This is a genomic window from Thiomicrorhabdus xiamenensis, from assembly GCF_013282625.1.
Classification (GTDB): domain Bacteria; phylum Pseudomonadota; class Gammaproteobacteria; order Thiomicrospirales; family Thiomicrospiraceae; genus Thiomicrorhabdus; species Thiomicrorhabdus xiamenensis.
Window position 1 is genome coordinate 1245980 of record NZ_CP054020.1, and the last position, 25306, is coordinate 1271285.

A 25306-nucleotide genomic window follows, 5' to 3' on the forward strand; every position below is an offset into this window, starting at 1 on the left:
CTCATTACTCAGCTCTATTAGTACTTCGGGACAGCAAATAACAGAGAGACATATATGAGTCGAAAATTACATCCCGCCTTTGAATATATCGGTGCAACAGAAATTGAAACCCTGAAACTTTCGGTCGAGCATTATCGTCATAAAATCACCGGAGCAGAGCATTACCATCTTGCGGCGGATGATCCGCAGAATGTTTTTATGGTGGCTTTGCGCACGGTACCGATGGATTCTACCGGTGTGGCGCATATTCTTGAACATACGGTGTTGTGCGGTTCGGAAAAATACCCGGTGCGCGACCCTTTCTTCATGATGATTCGCCGTTCTTTGAATACCTTTATGAACGCCTTTACCTCGAGCGACTGGACCGCTTATCCGTTTGCTACCGAAAATCGCAAGGATTTCCAGAATCTGTTGCAGGTCTATCTGGATGCAGTTTTCTTTCCGAATCTCGATCCGCTGGATTTTGCACAGGAAGGCCACCGTTTCGAGTTCGAGGAGATGGATAATCCGCAATCGAAACTGACCTACAAAGGGGTGGTTTTCAACGAGATGAAAGGGGCTATGAGTTCACCGGTTTCAACCTTATGGCAGACACTGACAACAGAACTCTATCCGACCAGTACTTACCACTATAATTCCGGCGGGGAACCGGAAGATATTCCGGATTTGAGCTATCAGCAACTTAAAGATTTCCATCAGTTGCATTACCACCCGTCCAATTCCGTGTTTATGACTTATGGCGATATTTCCGCCTATGAACATCAGGAGCAGTTTGAATTGCTGGCTCTTGAGCGTTTCAAAGATGCGGTAAAACAGATCGAAGTATCGACCGAGCAGCGCTATTCCGAGCCAAAGCGCGTGCAGCACAGCTATGCACTAGATGAGGAGGAAACGGCTAAAAAAACTTATATCAATATTGCCTGGTTGCTGGGTGAAAACAAAGACCCTCTGGAAGTTCTCAAAGGGCATCTGCTGTCGGCGGTTCTGCTGGACAACTCCGCTTCACCGATGCGTCAGGTGTTGGAGAACACTGATCTGGCCGAAGCACCATCACCGCTTTGCGGTTTTGAAGAATCCAATAAAGAGATGGCGTTTGTCCTTGGTGTGCAGGGTTCTGAGGCGGAGAATACCGAAGCCTTCGAAAAACTGATACTGGATGAATTACAACGCATTGCTAAAGAAGGTGTTGATCAGGGACAGTTGGAAGCGATGCTGCATCAGTTGGAACTGTCTCAGCGTGAAGTCGGTGGTGACTCTTACCCATATGGTCTACAGCTGATTCTGCACGCTCTGTCCGGTGCAATGCATGGCGGCGATCCGATCGCTCTGCTGGATGTCGATGCAGCATTGAAAGAGCTTGAAGAAGAGATCAAGGATCCGAACTTTATCCCGGGGTTGGTGCAGAGCTGGTTGCTGGACAATCCGCACAGAGTTACTTTGACAATGGTTCCGGATAAGGAATTGTCGGCGCAAAAAGAACAAGCGGAAAAAGAAAAACTGGCCCAGATTCAGGCCCAATTATCGGACGAAGAGAAACAGGCCATTGTTGAACAGGCATTAGCTTTGCATGAACGTCAGGGTATGCACGACGATCCTTCTCTGTTACCGGAGGTGACTAAAGAGGACATTCCGGTCGATATTAAAAACCCGCAGGGTGAAAAAAGTCGTCTGGGCGATCTGCCGGTGACTGACTTCGTCTGTGGCAGTAACGGTATTACTTACCAGCAGATGATTATGCAGCTTCCGGAATTGAGCCAGCATGAACAGGCGATTATGCCGTTGTTTAGCAGCACCTTGACCGAAATTGGTTCGGCCGGCCGCGGTTATCTTGATACTCAGGCCTATCAGGCGGCGGTGACCGGGGGATTCGGTGCCCGAACGGCGCTGCGCGAAGATCTTAACGACAGCGCTCGTTTCCATAGTCACTATGTATTGAGTTCCAAAGCATTGGATCGCAATGTCTCTGCAATGAGCGAGTTACTGGCCGAGACGCTCTACCAGCCGAACTATACGGAGCATAGCCGTTTGCAGGATCTGTTTGCACACATTCGCGCCGGCATCGATCAGGGAATTACCGGCAGCGGCCATATGCACGCCATGATGGCGTCTATGCAGCAGTTTTCTCCGATTGCCCGTTGGAAATTCGAACGCAGCGGATTTGCCGGCGTTCGTTTCATTAAAGAGTTCTATCAGGAGCTTCAGACGTCGCCGGAGAAAATCGAACAGCTGTCCAGCGATCTTAAAGGGATTGCCGATAAGATCGCATGCGCTTCGAAGCAAGCACTGGTGGTCAGCGATGAAAATGGAATCGATAATGCCTTGGCGGCTGTCGAATCTTACTGGCAGGATAAGGCTTCGACCGCTTCGCAAGGCGAATTCAGTTTGAGTGCATCCGGAACGGCCGTTAAACAGGCGTGGATTACCAGTACGCAGGTGAATTTCTGCGCCATGGCTTATCCGACGGTGGCAGCCGGACATCCGGATGCTCCGAAACTGGCCGTATTGGGTGCCTGTCTGCGCAACGGCTTTTTGCATACAGCGGTGCGTGAAAAAGGCGGCGCCTATGGCGGCGGCGCGACTTATAACCCGGAAGCCTCCGGATTTGTTTTCTACTCCTATCGTGACCCGCGTTTGATGGAAACTTACGACGACTTTGCACGTGCCAAAGAGTGGTTGATGTCTGCTGAAGCAACTCAGGCCAAGGTCGATGAAGCGATTCTGAACGTTATCTCGGCAATGGATAAACCGGGCTCTCCGGCGGGAGAAGTCAAAAAAGCGTTTTTCCAGGAGTTGTACGGACGTACTTATGAAATTCGTATGGCTTACCGACAAGGCGTTATTTCAACGACCATCGAGGAGTTACGTGAGTTGGCTGATAAGTATTTCAAAGCGGAACGGGCATCCTATGCTGTCTTGACTCAGGCGGCTTCGCAGGAAATGCTTAAAGATCAGGGCTTTGACTGCTTCCAGCTGTAACAATTAGCATTAGCCTGTAACTGAACCGTCTGTATTTGCCTCGCTCGCGTAATTTTCGAAAGTGAGACAAGTACCGACGGTTTTTTTATTTGCCTCAAGTTATGCTGAGTTTAGTTTATGGTAAGCTAAAACACCTATCGTGTAGTCTCTAGAGTGAAGGAAGTGAAGCAGAAATTCGGTACTTTTGAATTGATGAAAGTCGATGACTTATTGCGTTACCGTGATTCCGCGGGGCGTAAGTTCACCTTGGATTGTGAAAAGTGCGCGGCCTGTATCGATTTCGATTTCAGCTATGCTTTTCAGCCGATTGTCGATCTTGATAAGCAGGAAATTTTCGGTTACGAAGCGCTGGTTCGCGGCGTCAATAATGAACCGGCCAGAGAAATACTCTCCCGAGTCAACGAAAAAAACCGTTATGCGTTCGATCAGATCTGTCGGCAGAAGGCGATCCGCATCGCCAGTGAACTTGGCCTGGATAAGGTTTTAAGCATCAATTTTCTGCCGAACGCGGTTTATCAGCCGGAGCACTGTATTCAAAGCACTTTACAGGTGGCGAATGAGGTTAATTTCCCGACCCGGCTATTAATGTTCGAAGTCACTGAATCCGAAGAGGTCGTGGATCGCAAACATCTGACCAATATTTTCCGCTACTATCAGGCGCAAGGATTTATTGTTGCACTCGATGATTTCGGCGCTGGGCATGCCGGACTGAATATGCTGGCCAGTTTTGTTCCGCAGATACTTAAGATTGACCGGGAGTTAATCCAGAATATTGATTCCAACCCGGTTAAACAGGTGATTGTCAGGCATCTGGTGCAAACCTGTCAGGAGCTGAATGTTTCCGTGCTGGCCGAAGGAGTAGAGACGCGTGAAGAGTTGGATTATATTCGCACTTTAGGCGTGTCCCTTTATCAAGGTTATCTGTTTGCAAAACCCGGCTTCGAATCACTGCCTGTTATCGAGGACTGGTCTGTCTATTTTTGATCTGTTTGCTCTGCGTCGTCTTCTTGCAAAAATCACGATGACTCACAAACAACCTTTAAAATTTTCCTTGTGTCATGTGCTTCATTTCAATTCGTGGAATTAACCTCATATTCCTGCATTTACTTTTCTTGTGCTGAACACAGTTGAACCTACAGGGCTAAACTTACCTTTTCCCGATTTACATCAATTTCGGACGAATAGTATTTCAAGTTTCGCGCACACCTGCATTCACAATAATTAACGCGGTATTGCATCTTTCTCAAAACGCCATTAGCTAGGGTAAAATTTATCGACTGGCTAAATTGATGTTAATCAATAACAAAATGTACTGTCAATGTAGTATGGAACTCCTTTCTGCCATTTTCTTTTATTTAGGAGTGTGTCATGAGCAGTGTCAGCGTCAACGGTCTTTTACAACCGGTAAATAATCAGGTGATTGATGGAATCGATAATCCATACATCGGACATTTTCTTAAAATCAGCTACAGTCAACTGATCTCCCAACAGCCGGTTTTTTCCAAAGACCGTGTGGATGTCGAGGGTGGAGGCGCATTTCGCTTTGCCTTGCCTAAGGATGATTTGCTTCAGGGGAAATCGATTAAAATCGAAGTATTCTCTCCCGATGGCGCATTGCTTGGCAGTCAGAACTACAGTATCGGTAGTCTATATACGGCGGACATCGCAGAAAATGCCGAAGACGACAGCAAGCCTTTTCGTATTCAGGTTGATCCTAAAATCGTTGAATTCTGCCCAGGAGGTGAATGCGATCAGATTCGGGAAATTCAGCGCAATATCAGCGGAAAGCTGGTCGATATTTCCGGTGAAAATAAAGTGGCCGGTGTGCAGATTGTCATTATGGCCAGCGATGACCCCGCGGCGGAGATGAATGATAAGAGCTTTCAGCCGGTCTTAACCTTACAGACCGATCAGGGCGGCCATTTTTTCGGGCGCGCCGACAGCCGGGAATATGAGCAGGCTTACGGATTGATCGCCGGTCTGCAGGATACGCCGGTGCATGTTGAATTGGAAGATAAAAAAATTTCGGAAACGCTTCTTCTTGTCGCGGACCTGTCGACTTTGCAAACGACAGCGAGTGGTTCGGAAGGAACGCCCAAATTACCTGAAGCCAAAGACATGATCGGTAGTGGAACCTTTTCTCAGGACATTGGCGGGAAGTGCGTTGATTTTACCATTCCCAACCGGACACTCGAAGAGTTCAGTTTTTACCATACGGTACGCACCACCGAGCCTGAAATCCGCGGGCTGACAATCACCTCCAAGGAGAGCAGACAGTTTATTACTGAGCTTGATTCGATCTCTGATGAACTCTTTACGGTGTTTAACCGTATGAATAATTCGATGAGTTCAATGGATTTACTGCCGATCAGCGTTGATGAAGAGGAGCAAGAGAGCGCTTCGGCAGCGACTCAATCCGTTGACAATTCGACCGGCTCTATAAGCGAAGAGATCAGTGTTCAGCCCAAAACACTACAGATTGCCAGTGTGGCTTCGGCGACTCTCGATAAGCCTGTGTATCATTTAAAAATCGCCACAGGGATCGATAACATTAAGCTGGCAACACCGAAAACCTTTGATTTTACCGCGATAGCCAAGTTTCTAGCCGAGCAGGCTCGGCGCCGCGCCAAGTTGCAACGTTTGCATCATGAATTGGCCGCCGCTTACTGTGGCAAAAACGGCGCAGAAGCCGCAAGCAGCTACTGCGAAACCCTTAAAGCCGAAGATTCTCTCAATCGCGCCACCATTCTATCCCTGTTGGGGCATGTCGAACGCTATGCGCAGTTTGATCCGTCAAATCATCTTTTTGCAGACAAGGTACTGCCAAAACTGTTGTTGCGTTTTGTCGAAGATGTCAGAGAAATCATGAAACAGTCGTATGTTGAAGGCGAACTGATCTCTCTGACGCAGAAACGTGCTGAAAAAATGTTGCTGAGCATCGACCACGCCACCAAAGAAGTTCAGGATCAGGAAGAGTTGCTCGGTTATCTTCGCGATCTGATTCATCAGTTTTCGCTGGCAGCGGGTAAAGACTCGCATAATTTCGAACCTTGCCCGACCCGTAAAACTGCAACTATGGGTATTCTTTGTCTGGTTCAGCAGTTTGACGATACCCGCGAAACGTTACGTAATAAAGCCGTTTTTACGTTGGGAGAGATTCTGTCTATCCGTGCCAACTATGATACCTACATTGCGAGTATTAACGCTTTTAGCGGACTTTTGGAAAAGTTCCATAATTTTTACCAGTCCGGTTCCGATCTTTTTGTTTCGCTCGACGACCGTTATTTTATCGAGCACTATGATGCGATTCGTGCAGGCTTACAGACCATTAAGCGGCGTATTTTTACGGCGATCAGCAAGATCGAAGCGATTCAGGCCGAATACATTACAAACCATCCGGGCCGTAAGCAACTGAGTGCAGAAAACAGTGTTGATTGGGACGATACGCCGACCGTGTATGAGAATACAACAATAGCACACGGTCATATTCTGCACTTTAAACAAAAGTGGAAGGCGGACGGCTATTCGTTGGGCGATCTGTTGTATAGTCTGCCTCTGGCTCCCTGTCAGGAAAAACAGATTGCCATTATCGATTGGGACCGGGAAGAGCGCGCACAACGTTCGGAAGCGCAGACCGTTTCGGAATCGATCGCGGCCGATATTTCACATGATCGAGATATCAGCGAAATCATTAACTCTACCTTTGCGGAAAATATCCGTGCCAGTTCGCATAATGAAACCAGCGGTACCAGTGCCGGAATCGGCGGAGGAATTATGGGCTCGGTCGGCAAGTTTGTCGGCGGTTTATTCGGTGGTGTTTCCCATTCTGGAAGTTCTTCGTCATCGTCCGCTTCACAGGATTCGGCACGCAATCTTTCCGGCAGCACACTAAACCGTCTGCAAGACAGTATTTCGCAATCCGCTTCGGCATTACGCAGCCAGCGCAGCACCGTTGTGCAGACGGTCGGGCAGCACGAAACTGTGAGCGCGCAGACGGAAGTAATCAAAAACAACAATCATTGTCATGCGATGACGGTCGAATATTTCGAAGTGCTCAAGCATTACGCGATCGAGCAGGAACTGGTGGACGTGCAGGAATGTCTGTTTGTACCGCTCCCAATGAGTCATTTCGACTATGGAAAAGTCTTGCGCTGGAAAAACACCTTGCGCAGAGCGGTTGCCGGGCACAAGTTACAACGCGGCTTTGATGCCATTGAACGGATTACCAGCCTTTATGCGGATTCGGATATGCCCAGCGGTAGTTATGCTGACGAAGCGATTAAGGTTTTCAGCGGGCATTTCTCGATGACGTTCGAATTGCAGCGTCCTTATATGTCCGAGATCGAGGAGCAGACGAAAACCGTTACCGAAACCATTGAACTCAAGCACTGGTTTCCGTGGTTCGACAGGGTGTTTAAAATCAGCTACGACAAGGAAGTCCCATTAACCGAAGCAGAGAAAGATGCTGTTTTCGAAGCGGACTATGCCGCCGATATCGTACGCAAATTCATTGAGAAGCTCGATATCTACGCGGTGGCGGACGACGGATCGGAAATACGTTTGGATCTGGATTATACGCAACTCTCCAACTATCGTCGCGGCACGCAGATTCAGGTCAAAATTGCCAGCCGCAGTATGCAGCACATTACCCGGCGTCAAATTCAATATTTGCGCCTGCGCGCCAATACACAAGTCCATGCGTCGTCGAAAATTATTTTGCGTGCCGCTTATCTGCACTACCGAACGGCGTATTCGGGAGGAAGCATTATTCGCAATGGGCGGATAAACAATGATGTGATTAATGTAATCGATGTCAAAGTATCCGGCTTGTTTGATATCGATGTCGACTATGTTACCGATGCAGCCCTGATGTATACGCCGCTGTCCGACGCCGAATTACGCGATCCGCGCAAGGAGGACCGTGAAGCGGCGACAGAACTGCTGAGCTTTCTCAATGAGCATATGGAGATGGCGCATAAAGTTATCTGGTCCAGCCTGGATTCGAGCCGTCTGTTCGGTCTTCTGGACGGTTATATCGCTCCCAATTCAGGCGGCAAAAGTGTTGCCAGCGTCGTCGAGAATAAGGTGATCGGTGTGGTCGGCAATAATCTGGTGCTGAAGGTCGTCCCCGGTGAACGACTGGATCCAGTCTTCAAGAGCATTACCAATCTAATGGCTTACTACAAACCGACGACACGTCCGGATCCATATCGTATCAGCATGCCGACGAAAGGGGTCTATGCGGAATCGGTAATGGGTAAATGCAACAGTTGCGAAGAAATCGACGACAGCCGTCACTGGCGTTTTGAAGATGTCCCTTGCGGAACGACACCGACAGCGATTAATCCGCTTTCAACGGAAAGCCGCCGTAGCGATATCGGTGATCTACAGGTTAAGGATCTTCCGGCCAATATCATTACCATGCAGAATGCGCCGAATGCCCCGGATCCGACGGGATTGGGCGCCGCTTTCGAACTTCTCGGCAAAAGCGAGGCCTTCAAGGATATGACCGGGCTTAGCGGAACTCAGGCCAATGCGCTGGAAGCGCTGAAAACCACATCGAAAAGCGTAACCGATCTGGCCGGTATGGCAGTAGATTTCCAAAAACAGAATGCGATGAAAAAGGACATCGGTAAAACGTTAAAAGCGGTTCAGGAAGCTCAGAAAAGCGGACAGATCAGCAAGGAGCAGGCAAATCAGCTTGCCTATAAGGCATTGAGCTCAATGGTTGGCGAACCGACTGCCAAAGACAGTAAATCGACGGCGACCAGCGAAGCCAAGGAGTTGACCAAAGCCGCCGGCGCAAACAAAGCCTCGGTAAAAATCGCCAAGCCCGATGGTGAAAAAATTGAAGTTGATGCCAAGACATCGAACGACAGTCTGCAACCGCAGATTGTTCTTTCCAGTAATTTGACTGCAGAGGTTCGTGCCTTCAATCCGGCCAAAAACGATAAATCCTTGATTATCGAAGTGGGTGCCAGTTTGCAAAACGCGCCGGAGGGGGCCACGCTTCAGTGGGTGGCCGAAGATGCAAGCGCACTTAAAGTGGATTCACCGAATGCCCTGGTTACCCGTGTAAAAGGGATTAAACCCGGTAAACAGTTATTGGTTGCCAAACTTGCGGATGCTGGCGGTAATACGCTGGTCAGCAAAAAAGTTCAACTTTCTGTGCCTCAGTGCGTAACAGTTGACGAGGACGCCGCTCTGTTTGACGCTGCATTGAGCGCATTTCAGTTATCAAGTGTCAAATCCAATGTCGTCGATGAGATGAAAAAAGTTTCTGATCAGCTACTGTCGACTGCGAATGTTCGTGTATTCTGGAAATTCGGTGGTTACAGCGAGAGTGTTCCGGCACATGTTCCGAACACGATGGTGGTCAGCACGCAGATAAAAAATACCGATCCGGGCAATAACGGCGTTGCCGGCGTCACAACCGGATCTTCCTCATCCGATCTGTTCAATGAAACGATTGTGCTTTATCCCGGTGTTTATCAATTGCCGAATGCAATCGACGTCGATACGGAAACGCAAGGCATCGTTCTGCAGCTGGAAAGCAGTATAACAACAGATGAAGACGGCTTGATTCCGGTGGCAATCAAAGTATTTGGTCGTTTAATCGGTGAGACCTTAAGCCATGAAATCGGCCATGCCTTGCTTTGGGATGATATTAAAGGACAGGGGGGGCATAATTCGCCTTCCATTAGCGGCGATATTATGAACCGAGGTCTGGATCGCAATTTCAAACAGCGTACGGGAATGGAAAACACCGCACAGCAAAGCCCGGTTCACCCGGATGATTTCATCGATCACGGTATCGGTAAAATCAATAAGTTTCTGGCGGTTAATCAGGCGCATCTGGACAGCCAGTGGCCGGTTCCGCCGGCATTTGCCTAAAACGTCTGTTGCGACTTAAGTTGAGATAGACCCGTCAGCTAAAAGGGCCTGCAGTCGGCAGGCCGCAATAGCTTTATACTTTACCGGTGCTCGGTGCTCGGTGCGTCGATCAGACGTCTTCTTGCACCGGTTTTCTTTGTAAAGCCGTAATTTCCACTTCTATAAAATCCTAAAACTTGGATTGGCTCAATAAGTTTAAGCTTTTATACGCACTCCCGTGAATTTCTGAGATGATAGCTAGCAATTCAAACCGATGGAGAGGCGTATGGCCGAGTTCACAATCCAAAACATCTGGCTTATTTGTGATTCTCATACCCCCGAATCGCTATGGCAGAATATCGAGCGCTATTGCGAACAGAAGGGGTGGCATTTTCAGGGTGTTATTCAATTCAGGGATTTACATGTCGCCTCACTCAATACCAGTGATTTATATCTTTTAAGTCTGGCGGATCGCAACCTCAAAATCTTTCTCGAAGAGGTTGAGGAGATCCATGTCGGAATGCTTCCACATCCGCAGGCACCGTTTGCAAAAAAACGCTTCAAGATCGCCGACAATTTAGAAAAGGCATTGCAGGACGTTGACGGTTGCGAGACACCAAGAATCGTCGATAACCTTTACTGCAACAATCAACTGGTCCTGTCTTCTGTTCTTGCCGGCGACCGAGAAGCGATGCAACCGGCGTTAAAAATTCAGAAACATTTTCTGGCTCGGCTGATTTTCATCTGGCATCTGATGCTGCACATGATCAGAGGACGCCTGTTCGAGGTGAATTTTACAACCGGAAAAGAGTCGCAGTTACAGACGGCGGCGCTCGGTCTGTGTGTGGTTTATAACCCCAGCGATAACGCTTTCAGCCACAGGGTGATCGCCAATAGCGATATCGACGAGCCAAGTATGCATGCGGTAGTAATTTCGCCGCGCTCCATTTCAGAAATTTTGCATTTTGTGATTACCCGTCTGTTGCCGGTAAGTAAAAGAGATATGCCGCTGAATAATTATTTGGGACATATTAAAACGCAAACTTTGGACATTGTTTTTCAAAAACCGGTCAGTATCCGCCTCGATTCCGAAGAAGCGGAGTCGGAAAAATTGCAATGTGTCGTTAAAACGACGCAGATCGGATTATTACATCAAGGTCTGCCGTCAAGTCGGTCGACTGAAACCAAAGAGTCTTTTCGGGTCAAAAGTCTTCCCAAAGGCAAGCTTGTCAGCTCGTTGATTGCCCGCCCCTTACCATGGATTTACCATACCGATCCGGAAGAGGTTAAGGAAACCTTTATCGGCCTTAAGGAGAGCGCAAAATTTACGCAAACGTATGTGGTTCTCATGGCGCTTTCATCACTTTTGGCGACGGTGGGCCTTTTTGCCAATTCTGCGCCGGTGATTATCGGTGCCATGATTCTTGCCCCTTTGATGGCCCCGATTATTTCACTTTCGATGGGGGTGCTGCGACAGGAAGTGGATCTGATCACAACCAGCTCCAAAACCTTGATTTTCGGAATATTGTTGACTTTGTTCGGAGCGACGCTGTTTACCTGGGTAATGCCTCTGCAATCACTCAATTCAGAGATTGGCGCACGTTTAAGCCCGACTTTGCTTGATCTCGCGGTTGCGATTATTTCCGGCATAGCCGGTGCTTATGCCAGCGCACGCTCCGAGGTGGCAAAGAGTCTGGCGGGTGTCGCCATTGCCGTCGCCCTGGTTCCGCCGCTAGTCATTTCCGGTATCGGTATCGGCTGGTGGGATTGGCATGTCTTTTCAGGCGCTATGCTGCTGTTTATCACCAACCTTTTCGGGATCGTTCTGGCTGCCGCCGCGACCTTTTTGCTTCTTGGTTTCAGTCCGTTTCACCTCGCCAAACGCGGTCTGGTACTTTCACTGATGGTCGTGGCCTTGGTCAGTTTACCGCTGAGCTGGGCTTTCTATTCGATGGTACAGGAGCAGCGCATGGTGTCGCAGCTGGAAGGTGTTGTCCTTGTCCAGCAGCAGACGAAAGTGGAAATTCGCTCGGTGCATATTCGCCGCGGTGATCCTTTGAAAATCAACGCGGTTCTGGTTGCAGATCATAATCTGCAAACCGAGGATATTGATCGGATTAAAAATGAAATGCAACGTCGCCTGAATCGTGAGATCCAACTCGAAGCAACATTATCGCTGTTGCGATAGTGGATTTTCAGGCGGGTGTCAGTTTACGGATAAGAGCCAGTGAGTTCTCATCCGCCTGACCGTTGCAGAAGCGATCGATCGCCTGTCGGAAAGCAGGCTTATCACTGATTGCTGCAAAGAGCGTCATGCAGGAGCAGAATTTACGGTTGTCCGGTTTTCCGAATATTTCCAGCAAGGATTTATTGTGGTGTTCCATCACTGCTTCGGTGCATTGGATCAGGCGTTTGCCTAATAACGGGTGCTCCAGATAGGCGCGCGCTTCTTCGATATTTTTAATCGAATAGAAAACGGTCCATGGACGGCTGCCCAGTCCATCCAGTTGCGGAAAAATAAACCACATCCAGTGAGTTTGTTTGTGTCCGGCCTGAAGTTCGCTCAAGACGCCGTCGTAAACCTGAGCTTGCCCGTCGATAAAACGTTGCAGGTTATAAGGATCATCCGAACGGCTATCCGTTTTCAAGACGTCATCCATTGCAATTCTCCACAGTAAAACTGACCGGTTGACCGGCCTTATTCAATAAAGACCAGATACTGCAGTTTCCAAAGATCGAATAGCAGGGCCTGAACTTCGTCCTTTTGCAGGTGAGGGGCAAGCATTTCCTGGGTTAGGAAATTGTTATTGGCAAGCAAACTGATAAATTCGGCATTCGCTCCAAAACCATTCCAGATGGCGCCATTGATATATAGTTGGGTTTCGTTTTCGATCTGAGTATAGGCAAAACGACAGACGGCGTCCTTAATCAGGCCGTGTTCACTGTACAAGGCCTCGATAAATTCCTGTTGTGTCGGAGTTTCTTCTGCACTGAGCGGTTCCGGAAGCTGTTGGGCGGCACTTTGATCCAGTTGCGTTGCGAAACGCGCAAACCAGGTGTGCAGTAATTTCTCGTCCTGAAGTTTCTCAGCAAGCAGTTTTTTGGCCTGTAGAGCCGCGTCTTTGGTCACTTCGCCGGGGTTCAGATTTGCCGGCATTTCAGGATCGAAATACAACTCTTTGAAAAGAGCCATTTCCGACAGGTGATCACCGAGACTATCCCATAATTCTTGTCCACGGTATGAGCGGTAGCCGACAGAGAAAGTCATGCACTGATCATCGAGTGCCACACCGTGATGTCCGACCTTGGGCGGTAGATAAAGGATGTCGCCCGGATTGAGGATAAAGTCCTGTTCAATTTCAAAGGTTTTCATAAGACGTAGGTCGACACCTTGGATGTAATTATCTTCTGTACACTCTTGGGTCGTCAGGTGCCAGTGGCGCTGTCCGGCCGCCTGTAGAAGGAAAACGTCGTAGTGATCGAAATGTGGGCCGACGTTACCGCCTTCAGTTGCATAACTGATCATGATGTCATCGATGCGCCAGCGTGGCAGAAAATCAAAGTCGTTTAGAATATCGGCGACTTCTGGAAGTAAACGGTCACACCCCTGGACCAAAAGTGTCCAGTTCTCTTCCGGCAAAGCAGCGTAATCCTCTTCGGTAAAAGGGCCGCGTTTGAGTTCGTAATCTTCTGTACCGTGCTGGACAACAATACGACTTTCGATTTCTTCTTCAAGAGAGAGTCCCGCCAGTTCTTCAGCACTGATCGGCGTTTCAAAATCCGGCAAAGCATTACGCAAAAGAATCGGTTTTTTCTGCCAGTAATCTTTGAGAAAAGTCGGAAGGTCAAGTTGTTCAAAATGAATCATGTCAGCTCTTTATCCTGCATCAGTAGGTTGGAAAAGGGTATTGCGCTAATGATACCGAATTACCGGAACGGCTAGGAGGTAATTGAATGGGGCGGTAGTGGAAAAAGACAAAGCCTGCAAAAAATTAGGAGAGTCACTTTAGGGGAGTGCGCAGGCTTTGCTGTCAGGGGAGTTTACTGATGAATTTAAATTTTATTTAACCAGAGATTTAACCCAGGCTTCCATGGTGTCGTTGGCGATCGGGTTTGGCGCTTCCATAAAGTTGACGACAAACTTGTCACCCAGATCGGTTACGCCGATTGAACGTGGTCTAACTGCAACCGGATCCGCCGAAGGGAGTTGCATACCGAAGCACAGAATCAGGTTTTGTGCATCTTCGATGCCTGCACCGATTTCGCCGCCAATGTTTTTTGTGTGGCTGAAGTGGTCAAAACGGGCGATAAAAACGGCTTTAGGATGATTCTCTACCTGCTCCTGAAGGTAATCCAAAATGGCTGGAACGCTATCGTACTTGGATTCTTCCTTGGAGAATTCAAGAGAGAAAATTGGATATTTTTCTTTAAAGATTTTCTGTTGCATAGTCAGGCCCTCGGGTTTTTGATCTAGGTATTAAATTGTTTTATGTATTATAGGAATAATTTATAAACAATCTATTCGAAAAAATTTATAACCGCTAATAAAGGCCGCCAATCCGTATCGGTTTATGATGAGAGAGCTATGCAAGTCGTGTTAAATAATTATTAAGGCTTACTGTTGACGACTATTTAAACAGGGTTTGCTAAACGGTATATCCACTTCTAGGGGGGAGCTGGATATTCGGAATGGCTTCTTGGAGAATTGGACTACAGTCTGTCGGCTTGAAGAATATGCTTTCAATTAGGAATGGATGTTAGAGAAGACTTAAAGCTGGGGGTGGAAAAACAGCGATACTCAAGACAGAGGTTTTTGGCATAAAAAAACCGGCAGAAGCCGGCTTTTTATGAACAGCGGTTTGACTTTTAACGACCTTTGACCATGGTTAAAGCCAATTCGATATTGGCGGCCTGTTGCGCGGCGTTACCGATATAGGTTGCCGGTGTCATTTCGCGCAAGCGCTGTTTCGCTTCCTCTGGAAGTCCTTCCAGGGAGTCGACAAAGTTTTGCATGATCTCTTTGTTGACGCGCTGTCCGCGAGTTAGGTCTTTAAGCTTTTCGTACGGCTTTTCAAAGCCGTGACGGCGCATAACGGTCTGAATCGCTTCAGCCAGAACTTCCCAGTTATTGTCCAGGTCGTTTGCCATCGCTGGGGCGTCCACTTCAAGTTTACCAAGACCTTTCATGGTTGCTTGCAGAGAAATCATCGTGTGCGCAACACCGACACCCAGATTACGCAGTACGGTCGAATCCGTCAGATCGCGCTGCCATCGCGAGATCGGAAGTTTTTGACCAAGGTGATCGAAAATCGCATTGGCGATGCCCAGGTTCCCCTCAGAGTTTTCGAAGTCGATCGGGTTCACCTTATGCGGCATCGCTGAGGAACCGATTTCACCGGCTACCGTCTTCTGACGGAAGAAACCGTTTGAAATATAGGCCCATACATCGCGATCGAAATCGATCAGGATGGTATTGAAGCGCTGCATAACATGGAAATATTCGGCAATATAGTCATGCGGTTCGATCTGAATGGTGTATGGATTCCACATCAGACCCAAACTGTTAACAAACTGTTCCGAAAGCTCATACCAGTTAATTTCAGGGTAGGCCGCCAGATGCGCATTGTAGTTACCGGTCGCACCGTTGATTTTACCCATGATACGCACTTCCATAAGCTGTTTGGCTTGACGCTGCAGGCGGTAGGCGACATTGGCGAACTCTTTACCGGCAGTCGTAGGAGATGCTGGCTGGCCATGAGTACGGGACAGCATTGGAATGTCGGCCATTTCGGCCGCCATTTCAGAAATTTTACCGATGACTTCATCCATACCCGGAATAATGACGAACTCACGAGCGTCTTTAAGCATAAGCGCATAGGACAAGTTGTTAATGTCTTCCGAAGTGCAGGCAAAGTGAACAAACTCGCTGACAGACATAAGTTCTTCGTTGTCTGCGAAATGTTCTTTAATCAGATATTCGACCGCTTTCACATCATGATTTGTGGTGCGCTCGATCTCTTTGACTCTTTGCGCCATTTCCAATGTGAATTCGTCGACCAGTTTCATCAGATGTTGTTCCGCTTCGGAGCTTAACTGAGGAACTTCTTTAATCTGCGGGTGGTTGGCTAGCATACGCAGCCAGAAAACTTCCACTTTAACGCGGTTTTTAATCAGACCATATTCACTGAAAATTTCTTTCAGATTACCAAGACGTGCGCCATAACGGCCGTCTACCGGGGAAATCGCAGTCAATTCAGACAGTAACATTCCACAAACCCTTTGTTAATAAGATGAAAAACAGTTCGACATTATAGCCTAAAGTCTTTATGGATTTTGCTTGGATTCCATCTAAAGCCGCTAACAGGCGTGTTGATAAGAAAAATCACTACAAATGACTGTTCAAGAGCAAGTATTTATTCTGGTGTTAGGGAGCGATAGACAGGCTCGTTGAATGATCTTGTCGATAAACAGATAACAGTTGGCAAAGAGACTAAAAATGATTTGGAATAAATATTGTTTACTCTGTATTTGTCATTACCTGGAGAGGTCTATAGAATCCAAAAGGATTTAGTTTGAATGACTGCAACTCTCATTTGTGTAGGCTTTAATAATATAAATATCCTTAAATTACTGTATTAATGAGGTTTTACTGAGCTGCCATGGCCTTTAGTTAACTGTCAAAGGTCTTGCTAGGGTGGTGAGAAGCTTTTAATAAAAACAATGGTTGCGGGCGCTTTTAAATATTCAGGGGGAGGGGATTTATGCAGAGACTTTACAAGCAATCAATAGCGCTGGTGTTGTGCTTGATAACCGGCGGCGGATTGGTTTTTTTGAGTGGTTGTTCGACACAGCCGGAGCAACCGGTTGCCGAAGAAAAAGTTGAATACAGTACTTTTTCCGGGTTGCGGGAGTACGGCACTCATAACGGTTATGAGGTATTGACGCCAGAGAAACTGCAAAGTTGCATGGAAATGCAGGCCAGTTTCGAGCAACAGAAAAATGCGATTAAAGACTTACAGGCCTCAATAGCTTTGCAAAGAGAGCAGGTTATCGAGCAGAATCAGGAAATCGCACAAATCAAACAGGAAATAGATAAAGAGCAAACGCGCTCTTTGGTCGAAAAGGCGAATTATGAGCAGCACAATGCGCTGTTAGAGCAATACAATCAGAAGGTGACAGCCTTGCAAGAGAAACTGGTCGGTTATAACAATATGTTAGAAAAATATAATCAGATGAGCTTGTCTTACAATGCCGGAGTGACTTCGTTTAATGAAGAGTGTGCAATCGATAAAAGAATCTATCCACTCGATCTCAAAGAAATTTCGGTTCGGCATTAACTCCTGGTCTTAACGCCTTTTATCAACTTCGCTCCCTAGATACTTGCTGTTGAATTAAATTTGTATCATCAAGAGGTGAAAGAATCGCTGTAGGCAAACTTTTTGCGGTGGTTTCATCAAACTGTCTCTGTAAACGATTAAGATAAGGACGATAATTTTTCAGACCGTTTTTTTAGGGGGAAGGTTTTGCTTGAATCTGTTGCTGTACAAGCATTCTGGATTGGTATTATCAGTGCGGTTTCTCTACCGTTAGGCGCGTTGGTTACTTATGTTTGGCAGCCGGGGCAACGCCATATTGCGTTGCTGATGGCATTTGGTGCCGGAGCATTGCTATTTGCACTTACCATTGATCTTTTTGCACCTATGCTGAATTCAGGTATGGCATTAACGGTCAGTGTTGGGGCGATTATCGGTAGCTTGGTCTATTTGGGATTGAACTACCTGCTAAACCAAAAGGGTGGTTTTTTACGCAAGCGTGCGACGACCTTGCAGTTTTTCCGTAATCGTGTCCGCCGGCAACGAACTGAAATGTTGCGCTCTTTGAAGCGCCTGAATATTTTTCACTCACTGGACGAAAAAAGTCTTCACCAATTGGTTGCGGCAATCGATGTGGTTGAGGTGAAGGCAGGACAGGTTATCTATCATCACGGCGACCGTGCCGGGTCTTTTTATGTTTTGTGTGAAGGCGTGGTATCGATTCTCGACCCGCAAAAACATCTGCAGAAAATTATTCAGTTGGAAAAGGGCGATACATTCGGACGCATGGCCTTTTTTACAGGATTGAATAATGCAACCATGGCGATTGCCAAATCCGACTGTGTCTTGTGGTGTGTTGATTATCACTGTATCAACGATGTGTTACAGGAAAGTTCGGAACTCTATCAAACGTTACTCGATTTTTATGTTCAAGAAAGTCGCTATAACACAGAGTTACTGGAGTATTTGCAACAGCGTCACTTCTTTTCCCTGCAGCAGGCGCAGGAATATCTACGCGACATTCAAGCACATCTGTTGCAGTATCGGGAGCTTGAATCGCATCATTACCCTGAACACGAATTGAATTTTTCTCTGTTCAAACTGGCTCAGCGACTGCCATGGATTAAGTCGCTTCCTGAAGAAGATTTGCAGCTGTTTGCCAGAGGCTTTGAATGGCGTACGCTGAAAGCGGGTGATACCTTGTATAAAGGTCGTGTGCACTCCGACCAGCTGTATTGGTTGGAAGAAGGGGTCGTCAATTATTGGAATCCGCACGATAAAACCGGCTTGATACAAACGCATTCCGGTGGGGATTTTTTCGGTGTCCGGGCATTTTTGCTTGGCGCTAAGGAAGCGATGACGGTTGAGGCCAAAACAGATATCGAATATTGGGTTCTGAAAAGAAATGTCTTTGCCCAGTTGCTTAAACAGTCCGAAGCGCTGAGAAGCGTACTGAAGAAATTCATCAAAAACGATGCTATCGACACTTATCTGGTTGAAAATCAAAATTTATCAACCCCTCAGGCGCACATCTGGTTGAATCAGACCGTTCGCCACCTTTGGCCTGATCGATTGCCGAATCTGTCCGAATGGCAGGATCCGGTCCTGCCGAAGCATACTGCCTATCTGGCCATATGGCTCGGTATCTTTCTGGATGGGATCCCAGAATCACTGACGATCGGCGGCCTGATGACTTTGGAGTCGGCAGTCAGTTTGAGCCTGATTATGGGGCTGTTTTTATCCAACTTTCCCGAGGCGTTATCGAGTTCAGCCAGTATGCGTGCGCAAGGCATTCCTTTTGTGAGAATTTTTATGGCCTGGTTCAGCTTGATGCTCTTTACTGGTGTTGGCGCCGCTTTCGGTGTGGTCTTTCTGCACGACGCGGACGATGCGACTTTCGCCTTGATAAACGGTATGGCTGCCGGCGCCATGTTGACGGTCATTGCTGAAACCATGCTGCCCGAGGCTTATCATAAAGGAGGCTCTATTATCGGTTTTATTACCTTGCTGGGCTTTCTGGCGGCACTACTGTTTAAGGCGATCGAAACGACCTGAAGTTTGGTCGAAATGAAAATCCCCTTGGCAGCCATTAGTTTTCGTTATTCATCGGCTGTGGAGGCGGCAAATTGTGGTAAAATGTCGCCACGATTTTTTTAAAAACTTGGAGTAATAGTGATTATGTTAGACGCTTATCGCAAACATGTTGTCGAGCGTGAAGCAGAGGGCATTCCTCCTCTGGCACTGGATGCCGAGCAGACTGCGCAGCTGATTGAATTGATTAAGAACCCACCTGCAGGAGAGGAAGAGTTCGTTATGGATTTGCTGGTGGAGCGTGTTCCACCGGGTGTTGACGAAGCTTCTTATGTTAAGGCGAGTTTTTTGGCGGATGTAGCTGCGGGCAAGACTCAGGTCGATCTTATTACTCCTGAAAAAGCGACTTTCCTTCTTGGAACCATGATGGGTGGATACAATGTTCAGCCGTTGATCGATTGCCTGGATTCAGACAATGCAGCAGTGGTGGCAGAAGCAGTTAAGGCGCTATCGAAAACACTTCTTGTATACGAAGCGTTCCACGATGTCGAAGAAAAAGCTCAAGCCGGAAATGAAGCGGCTAAAACGGTTATGCAGTCTTGGGCGGATGCGGAATGGTTTGAAGCCAAGCCTAAAATGCCGGAAAGCATTACCGTTACCGTTTTTAAGGTAGACGGTGAAACCAATACCGATGATCTGTCTCCGGCAACGGCAGCCTGGTCGCGTCCGGATATTCCATTACACGCCAAAGAAATGCTGGCGGCACGTATGGAAGATGTTCAGGGTACAATCGAATCACTGAAAGCAAAGGGACACCCTGTTGCATACGTTGGCGACGTTGTCGGGACAGGGTCTTCGCGTAAATCGGCCATGAACTCGGTGATGTGGTATTTCGGTGACGATATTCCGTATGTGCCGAATAAACGCCAGGGCGGTGTGGTTCTTGGGGGCAAAATTGCGCCGATCTTCTTCAATACAGCAGAAGATTCAGGATCTTTGCCGATTGAGTGTGAGGTCGATTCAATGAATATGGGTGATGTGATTACCATCTATCCGTATGAAGGTAAGATCACAAACGAAGCCGGTGAAACAATCTCAACTTTTGAATTGGCACCGGATACCATGCCGGATGAAGTTCGTGCCGGTGGCCGTGTTCCTCTGATTATCGGGCGTGGACTGACTGATAAAGCCCGTCGTTCTATGGGGCTGGAACCTTCAGATAAATTCATCCGTCCGCAGGATAAATCACAAGCGGATCACGGCTATACTCTCGCCCAGAAAATGGTCGGTAAAGCGTGCGGAATCGAAGGTGTACGTCCGGGTATGTTCTGCGAACCGCATATGACGACCGTTGGTTCACAGGATACAACCGGAGCCATGACGCGTGACGAAATGAAGGAACTTGCGTGTCTTGGTTTCTCGGCGGACTTGGTTATGCAGTCTTTCTGCCATACAGCCGCTTATCCTAAGCCGGTTGATGTTAAGTTACAGCACACACTTCCGGATTTCATGACCAGCCGTGGCGGTGTTGCGCTTCGTCCTGGTGACGGCGTTATTCACTCTTGGTTGAACCGCCTGCTTCTTCCGGATTCGGTCGGTACCGGGGGCGATTCGCATACCCGTTTCCCGATTGGTATCTCTTTCCCGGCCGGTTCCGGTCTGGTCGCATTCGCCGCTGCACTTGGCGTTATGCCTCTGAATATGCCTGAATCGGTATTGGTTCGCTTTAAAGGTGAAATGCAACCGGGTATCACCTTGCGTGACCTGGTTAACGCGATTCCATATGCGGCCATTCAGCAAGGCCTGTTGACCGTTGAGAAGAAAGGTAAAATCAACTGTTTTAACGGTCGTGTACTGGAAATCGAAGGTTTGGAACACTTGAAAGTCGAGCAGGCGTTTGAACTTTCCGATGCCTCTGCAGAGCGTTCGGCGAACGGCTGTGTGGTCAAGCTTGGTCAAGAGCCTATTATTGAATATTTGAAGTCGAATATGGCTTTGATCGACTGGATGGTTGAAAACGGTTATCAGGATGCGCGTACCTTGTTGCGTCGTCGTGATGCAATGCAGGCGTGGATTGACAACCCTGAGCTTTTGGAAGCGGATAGCGACGCGCAATATGCGGAAGTCATCGAAATTGATCTGGCTGAAATCAAAGAGCCGATCGTTGCTTGTCCGAATGACCCGGATGACGTTAAGTTGTTGTCTGATGTTCAGGGCGACAAAATTGACGAAGTCTTTATCGGTTCCTGTATGACCAATATCGGTCACTACCGTGCCGCTGGTAAAGTTCTGGAAGGTATGTCAAATGTTCCAACTCGTCTGTGGATCGCTCCTCCGACTAAAATGGATGAACGTCAGTTAATTGAAGAGGGTTATTACAGCACTTACGGTAAAGTCGGTGCTCGTACCGAGATGCCGGGTTGTTCTCTGTGTATGGGGAACCAGGCTCGTGTAGCAGATGGTGCGACGGTCTTCTCAACCTCTACGCGTAACTTCCCGAACCGTTTGGGGAATGGCGCGAACGTTTATCTTGGTTCGGCAGAGCTTGCGGCGGTCTGTGCTGCCACAGGTAAGATTCCGACGGTCCAGGAATATATGGATGCGGTATCCATGCTGAATACCATGTCAGGTGATATTTACCGTTATCTGCAATTTGATGAAATGGCGGATTACAAGGTTGAATCTCCTAAGTCATTGGATGAAATCGGAGTTGCCGTAGCTTAATCCCTATAGCATTTTCCATTGGCAATTAAAGCCGCTTGAGAATTAAACTCTCAAGCGGCTTTTTTTATATTCGGCACAATGAATCCGATGATGCGCAGAGTTCTTACCCCATCATACATTTAATAAGAACAAACAATAACTCCTTTGCCTTGAATTTCATATAAATGGAAGCAAAAACAAAACAAATTATCTAATAAGCGGGAATGAGATTTATTTTGCGCTGGTATCAGTTAGAATACGGTGATGGTTGAAATCAATAAGGTATTTAACGGATGAAACTTTTTAAATTGACGGTACTTTCCTTAACGATAGCGGGATTATTCGGGTGTGTGCCATCGGATCAGGTTCAGCAGGATGATGAGAAGAAAGAGGTTGTTTCTCCCGCAGATATCGATTTATTGATTGCTAAAGCCAAAGCGGAAGAACGCGAGCGAATTTTGGCTGAGCAGTCGCGACAGAAAAAGCAGGCTGAAGTATTTGCTTTGTTAAAAAAACAGCAGGCGCAACCTGAAGCAATGACGATCGATGATTCGTCGATTGCCGGCAATATTGATGGACGTGTTTACAAAGCATGTATGGCTGAATTGACGATTCCGGCACAATATCGAATCGACAAGGAGCGTATTCTGGTCGAGCCTGAGTCGACGCACCAGGAATTCGAACCAGCCGAATATAAAACGGTTGAAAAACGCATTGAGATTGAGCCGGAACAGAAAGTGGTCGATAAAGTCGTTCCGGCTAAATACAAAACTGTAACTGAAGAAGTTGTTGTAACACCTGCCCGAGAACGATGGGTTTCAGTACCGGCCGAATATGAAATTCGCGATGTACGTATTAAGGTCAAGGATGGCTACGAAGAGTGGCAACCGTGTTTTAAAACGTCTCCGGGCGCAACCCTGAAAGATGGCGAATATCGTTGTCTGGTTAAAGTTGCCGATGAATATAAAACGGTTAAACAGAAAAAGCTGGTTAAGGCCAAATCGGTCACCAAAGAGTTGATTCCTGCTGAAACCAAAAAAGTTCAGCGCAAAGTGCTGGTTGAGCCGGAAAAGGTGGTTTATAAAACGATACCGGCCAAGTATAAAACGGTCACTTCCAAAGAGTTGATTGCCAAACCGAAAACGATGCAGGTAACATCGGCGGCAAAATACGAAACCGTAGAAAAACGCGTCAAGATCGAAGAGGCTCGCACGGAAACTCGCAAAGTGGTCTGTAAGGCGGAAAGAAGCGAAGAGTTGGTCAAGCGTATTCAAATCGTGCTTGAAAAAGAGGGCTATCTGAAACCGAGTCCACCGAATGATCTCGATGTGATTGATGGCTTATGGGGGCCGAATACGGCCAAGACCTTAAGTCGCTATCAGCGGGATAATAATCTGGCTGAAGGTGCGATTACTTTCGAGGTGCTGCATTTTATGGGGATTATGAAATAGCCAGTTGCCGTTGTTATTCAATACGTTGGAAAATAAAAAACCGCTCAATTAAGAGCGGTTTTTTTTAGATCGCTGTTGGTAAACGATCTGAATCTTCTGGTTCGCAATTATGAACGGTGGAAGGCGTTACCGCTTTTAACACCGAATTTGCGAAGGATTTTTACCATCGGACAGAAGCCTGTCATACCGGCAAACAGCAGGTTTGCACCGACAAAACCGGTTAGATAAACCCATTCCGGAGCATGGTAAACAGTAAGGATAGAGCCGGCCAGAACCATAGTACCCGCTAATAATAGAACGATTTTTTCTACTGACATATTAAGTAAACCTCGGTTGAAAACTCGTGGAGTTTTGAATTTTATTTAAACCTTTCTTGTGTTGTTTTCCGCTAAATCAAGCTCGGATACACAATTTGGCGCTATTTTAGCATTAAACTTTTGTTGTTGAAATTTTGATTACAGGACTTTTGTTGTTGTTTTTTCAAGGGTTTTATTCTTTTGCTTTAATTTTCATTGTTTAGTCAGTATAATTTTGTCCCTAAATTTGCTCCGTGCTGCCTGAGAAATCAGAGGGCGGTCGGTTAATTTGAATTAACTTTGAACTTTGAGAAATAAAATGCAAGTAACTGTAGAAAAGCCGGAACAAGGCCTTGAACACAAAATGACAGTGACTTTCGCAACCGAAGATATGGCTGCAAAAGTTGAAAAACGTTTAAATGAAATCCGCCGTAAAGTTCGCATCGACGGTTTCCGTCCTGGAAAAGTTCCGATGAAACTGGTGAAACAACGTCATGGTGCTGAAGTTCGTCAAGAGCTTATGGGCGAAGCTCTACAGAAAGCATTTTATGATGCGGTTGAGCAAGAGTCTTTGCAGGTAGCTGGTTATCCGCTATTTGACGACCTTAAAGATAGCGATAACGAAGTGACTTTCACTGCGCGTTTCGAAGTTTATCCAGAAATTACACTTCCTGAATTCTCCTCTGTTGAAGCGGAAGTGATTAAGTCTGAAGTGACTGATGAAGACGTCGATAATATGGTGAATCGTCTGCGTGAACAGCGTATGGCGTGGAAACCGTCTAAGAGTGCTGCTAAGAAAGTCAAAAAAGGCGAGCAGGTAATTATTGATTTCGTCGGTAAAGTTGACGGTGAAGCGTTCGAAGGCGGTTCGGCTGAAAATGTTCCGCTTGAAATCGGTTCTGGCCGAATGATTCCTGGTTTTGAAGACGGAATCGTTGGGATGAAGAAAGGTGAAGAGAAGACCATCGAAGTGACTTTCCCTGAAGAGTACCATGCTGAAAACCTGAAAGGTAAAGCGGCAACTTTCGATATCACTGTTCACTCGATTTCTACCAAGCAACTTCCGGATATTGACGAAGAATTCGTTAAGTCTTTCGGTGTTGAAGAGGGAACCGAAGAAGCACTGAAGAACGAGATCAAAGAGAGTATGACCAAAGAACTTGATCGTGCCGTTGAAGCGAATAACCGCACTGCAGTACTAGAAGCGCTTCAGCAGGTTGTTGATGTCGAAATGCCTAAGTCACTGGTTGATCAGGAAGTTAAAGGTCTGATGGATCGTGCGCTTCAGAATATGCAGCAGCAAGGCATGCAATCCGAAGATGTTAAACTGGAAGCGTCAATGTTTGAAGAAGATGCCAAGAAACGCGTTAAGCTTGGCTTGATCCTTGGTGATATCATCAAAGCGAACAACCTTGAAGCATCGGACGAAGAAGTTGAAGCTTACATCTCTGAACAGGCGTCTTCTTATGAAGACCCTGAAGAAGTGATCAAGTGGTATGCACAAAATCCAGGTGCACGTTTCGAGATCCGTTCAGTGCTAGTGGAAAACAAAGTTGCTGAAATGGTTAAAGAACAAGCGAAGGTTTCTGAAGTCAGCAAATCTTTCGAAGAAGTTCTAAACCGTAACTTCGCAGGTTAAGCTTTGCCTTTGGCGGAAAAAATT

Annotated in this window: 14 protein-coding genes; 9 read left to right on the plus strand and 5 right to left on the minus strand. The window is 47.1% G+C overall.

Going from position 1 to position 25306, the window contains the following annotated elements; translation table 11 throughout:
- The first annotated feature begins 54 nt into the window (after positions 1 to 54).
- The 4 genes from HQN79_RS05735 (at position 55) to HQN79_RS05750 (ending at position 12037) form a co-directional block, all read left to right on the plus strand.
- Positions 55 to 2976, plus strand: coding sequence for an insulinase family protein (locus tag HQN79_RS05735; RefSeq protein ID WP_173284934.1), 2922 nt, complete (start codon positions 55 to 57; stop codon positions 2974 to 2976).
- A 162-nt stretch (positions 2977 to 3138) separates the two neighbouring features.
- The gene (locus HQN79_RS05740; RefSeq protein WP_238843439.1) at positions 3139 to 3960 is read left to right on the plus strand and encodes an EAL domain-containing protein; all 822 of its coding nucleotides are present in this window, start codon (positions 3139 to 3141) and stop codon (positions 3958 to 3960) included.
- 384 nt (positions 3961 to 4344) lie between these two features.
- Entirely contained in the window at positions 4345 to 9870 is a 5526-nt protein-coding gene (locus tag HQN79_RS05745; protein ID WP_173284936.1) for a hypothetical protein, read from the plus strand.
- A gap of 265 nt (positions 9871 to 10135) precedes the next feature.
- Entirely contained in the window at positions 10136 to 12037 is a 1902-nt protein-coding gene (locus HQN79_RS05750; protein WP_173284938.1) for a TIGR00341 family protein, read from the plus strand.
- Between the two features lie 7 nt (positions 12038 to 12044).
- Here the strand turns inward: HQN79_RS05750 and HQN79_RS05755 are convergent, their stop codons facing one another.
- From HQN79_RS05755 to purB, 4 genes are all read right to left on the minus strand, one after another.
- Positions 12045 to 12509 (minus strand): DUF1810 domain-containing protein, encoded by a 465-nt coding sequence (locus tag HQN79_RS05755; protein ID WP_173284940.1) that lies wholly within the window; start codon positions 12507 to 12509, stop codon positions 12045 to 12047.
- A 38-nt stretch (positions 12510 to 12547) separates the two neighbouring features.
- Positions 12548 to 13717: a cupin domain-containing protein gene (locus HQN79_RS05760; RefSeq protein ID WP_173284942.1), complete on the minus strand. Its 1170-nt coding sequence runs from the start codon at positions 13715 to 13717 to the stop codon at positions 12548 to 12550.
- Positions 13718 to 13909: 192 nt separating this feature from the next.
- Positions 13910 to 14296 carry a DUF6858 family protein gene (locus tag HQN79_RS05765; protein ID WP_173284944.1) on the minus strand — a complete coding sequence of 129 codons (387 nt, stop codon included), beginning with the start codon at positions 14294 to 14296 and terminating at the stop codon, positions 13910 to 13912.
- A 419-nt stretch (positions 14297 to 14715) separates the two neighbouring features.
- Positions 14716 to 16116: an adenylosuccinate lyase gene (gene purB / locus HQN79_RS05770; RefSeq protein WP_173284946.1), complete on the minus strand. Its 1401-nt coding sequence runs from the start codon at positions 16114 to 16116 to the stop codon at positions 14716 to 14718.
- Between the two features lie 494 nt (positions 16117 to 16610).
- Between purB and HQN79_RS05775 the strand changes: the two genes are divergently transcribed.
- The 4 genes from HQN79_RS05775 (at position 16611) to HQN79_RS05790 (ending at position 23347) form a co-directional block, all read left to right on the plus strand.
- Positions 16611 to 17186: a hypothetical protein gene (locus HQN79_RS05775; protein WP_173284948.1), complete on the plus strand. Its 576-nt coding sequence runs from the start codon at positions 16611 to 16613 to the stop codon at positions 17184 to 17186.
- Between the two features lie 186 nt (positions 17187 to 17372).
- A complete protein-coding gene (locus HQN79_RS05780) occupies positions 17373 to 19217 on the plus strand; it encodes a cyclic nucleotide-binding domain-containing protein (protein ID WP_173284950.1) in 1845 nt (614 codons plus the stop codon).
- Between the two features lie 123 nt (positions 19218 to 19340).
- Positions 19341 to 21917, plus strand: coding sequence for a bifunctional aconitate hydratase 2/2-methylisocitrate dehydratase (gene acnB, locus HQN79_RS05785; RefSeq protein ID WP_173284952.1), 2577 nt, complete (start codon positions 19341 to 19343; stop codon positions 21915 to 21917).
- A gap of 272 nt (positions 21918 to 22189) precedes the next feature.
- The gene (locus HQN79_RS05790) at positions 22190 to 23347 is read left to right on the plus strand and encodes a peptidoglycan-binding domain-containing protein (protein ID WP_173284954.1); all 1158 of its coding nucleotides are present in this window, start codon (positions 22190 to 22192) and stop codon (positions 23345 to 23347) included.
- A 107-nt stretch (positions 23348 to 23454) separates the two neighbouring features.
- Here the strand turns inward: HQN79_RS05790 and HQN79_RS05795 are convergent, their stop codons facing one another.
- Entirely contained in the window at positions 23455 to 23664 is a 210-nt protein-coding gene (locus HQN79_RS05795; RefSeq protein WP_173284956.1) for a YgaP family membrane protein, read from the minus strand.
- 298 nt (positions 23665 to 23962) lie between these two features.
- Here HQN79_RS05795 and tig point away from each other — a divergent pair, with 298 nt between their 5' ends.
- Complete coding sequence (gene tig / locus HQN79_RS05800; protein ID WP_173284958.1) at positions 23963 to 25282, plus strand: trigger factor; 1320 nt, start codon at positions 23963 to 23965, stop codon at positions 25280 to 25282.
- The last annotated feature ends 24 nt before the right edge of the window (positions 25283 to 25306 follow it).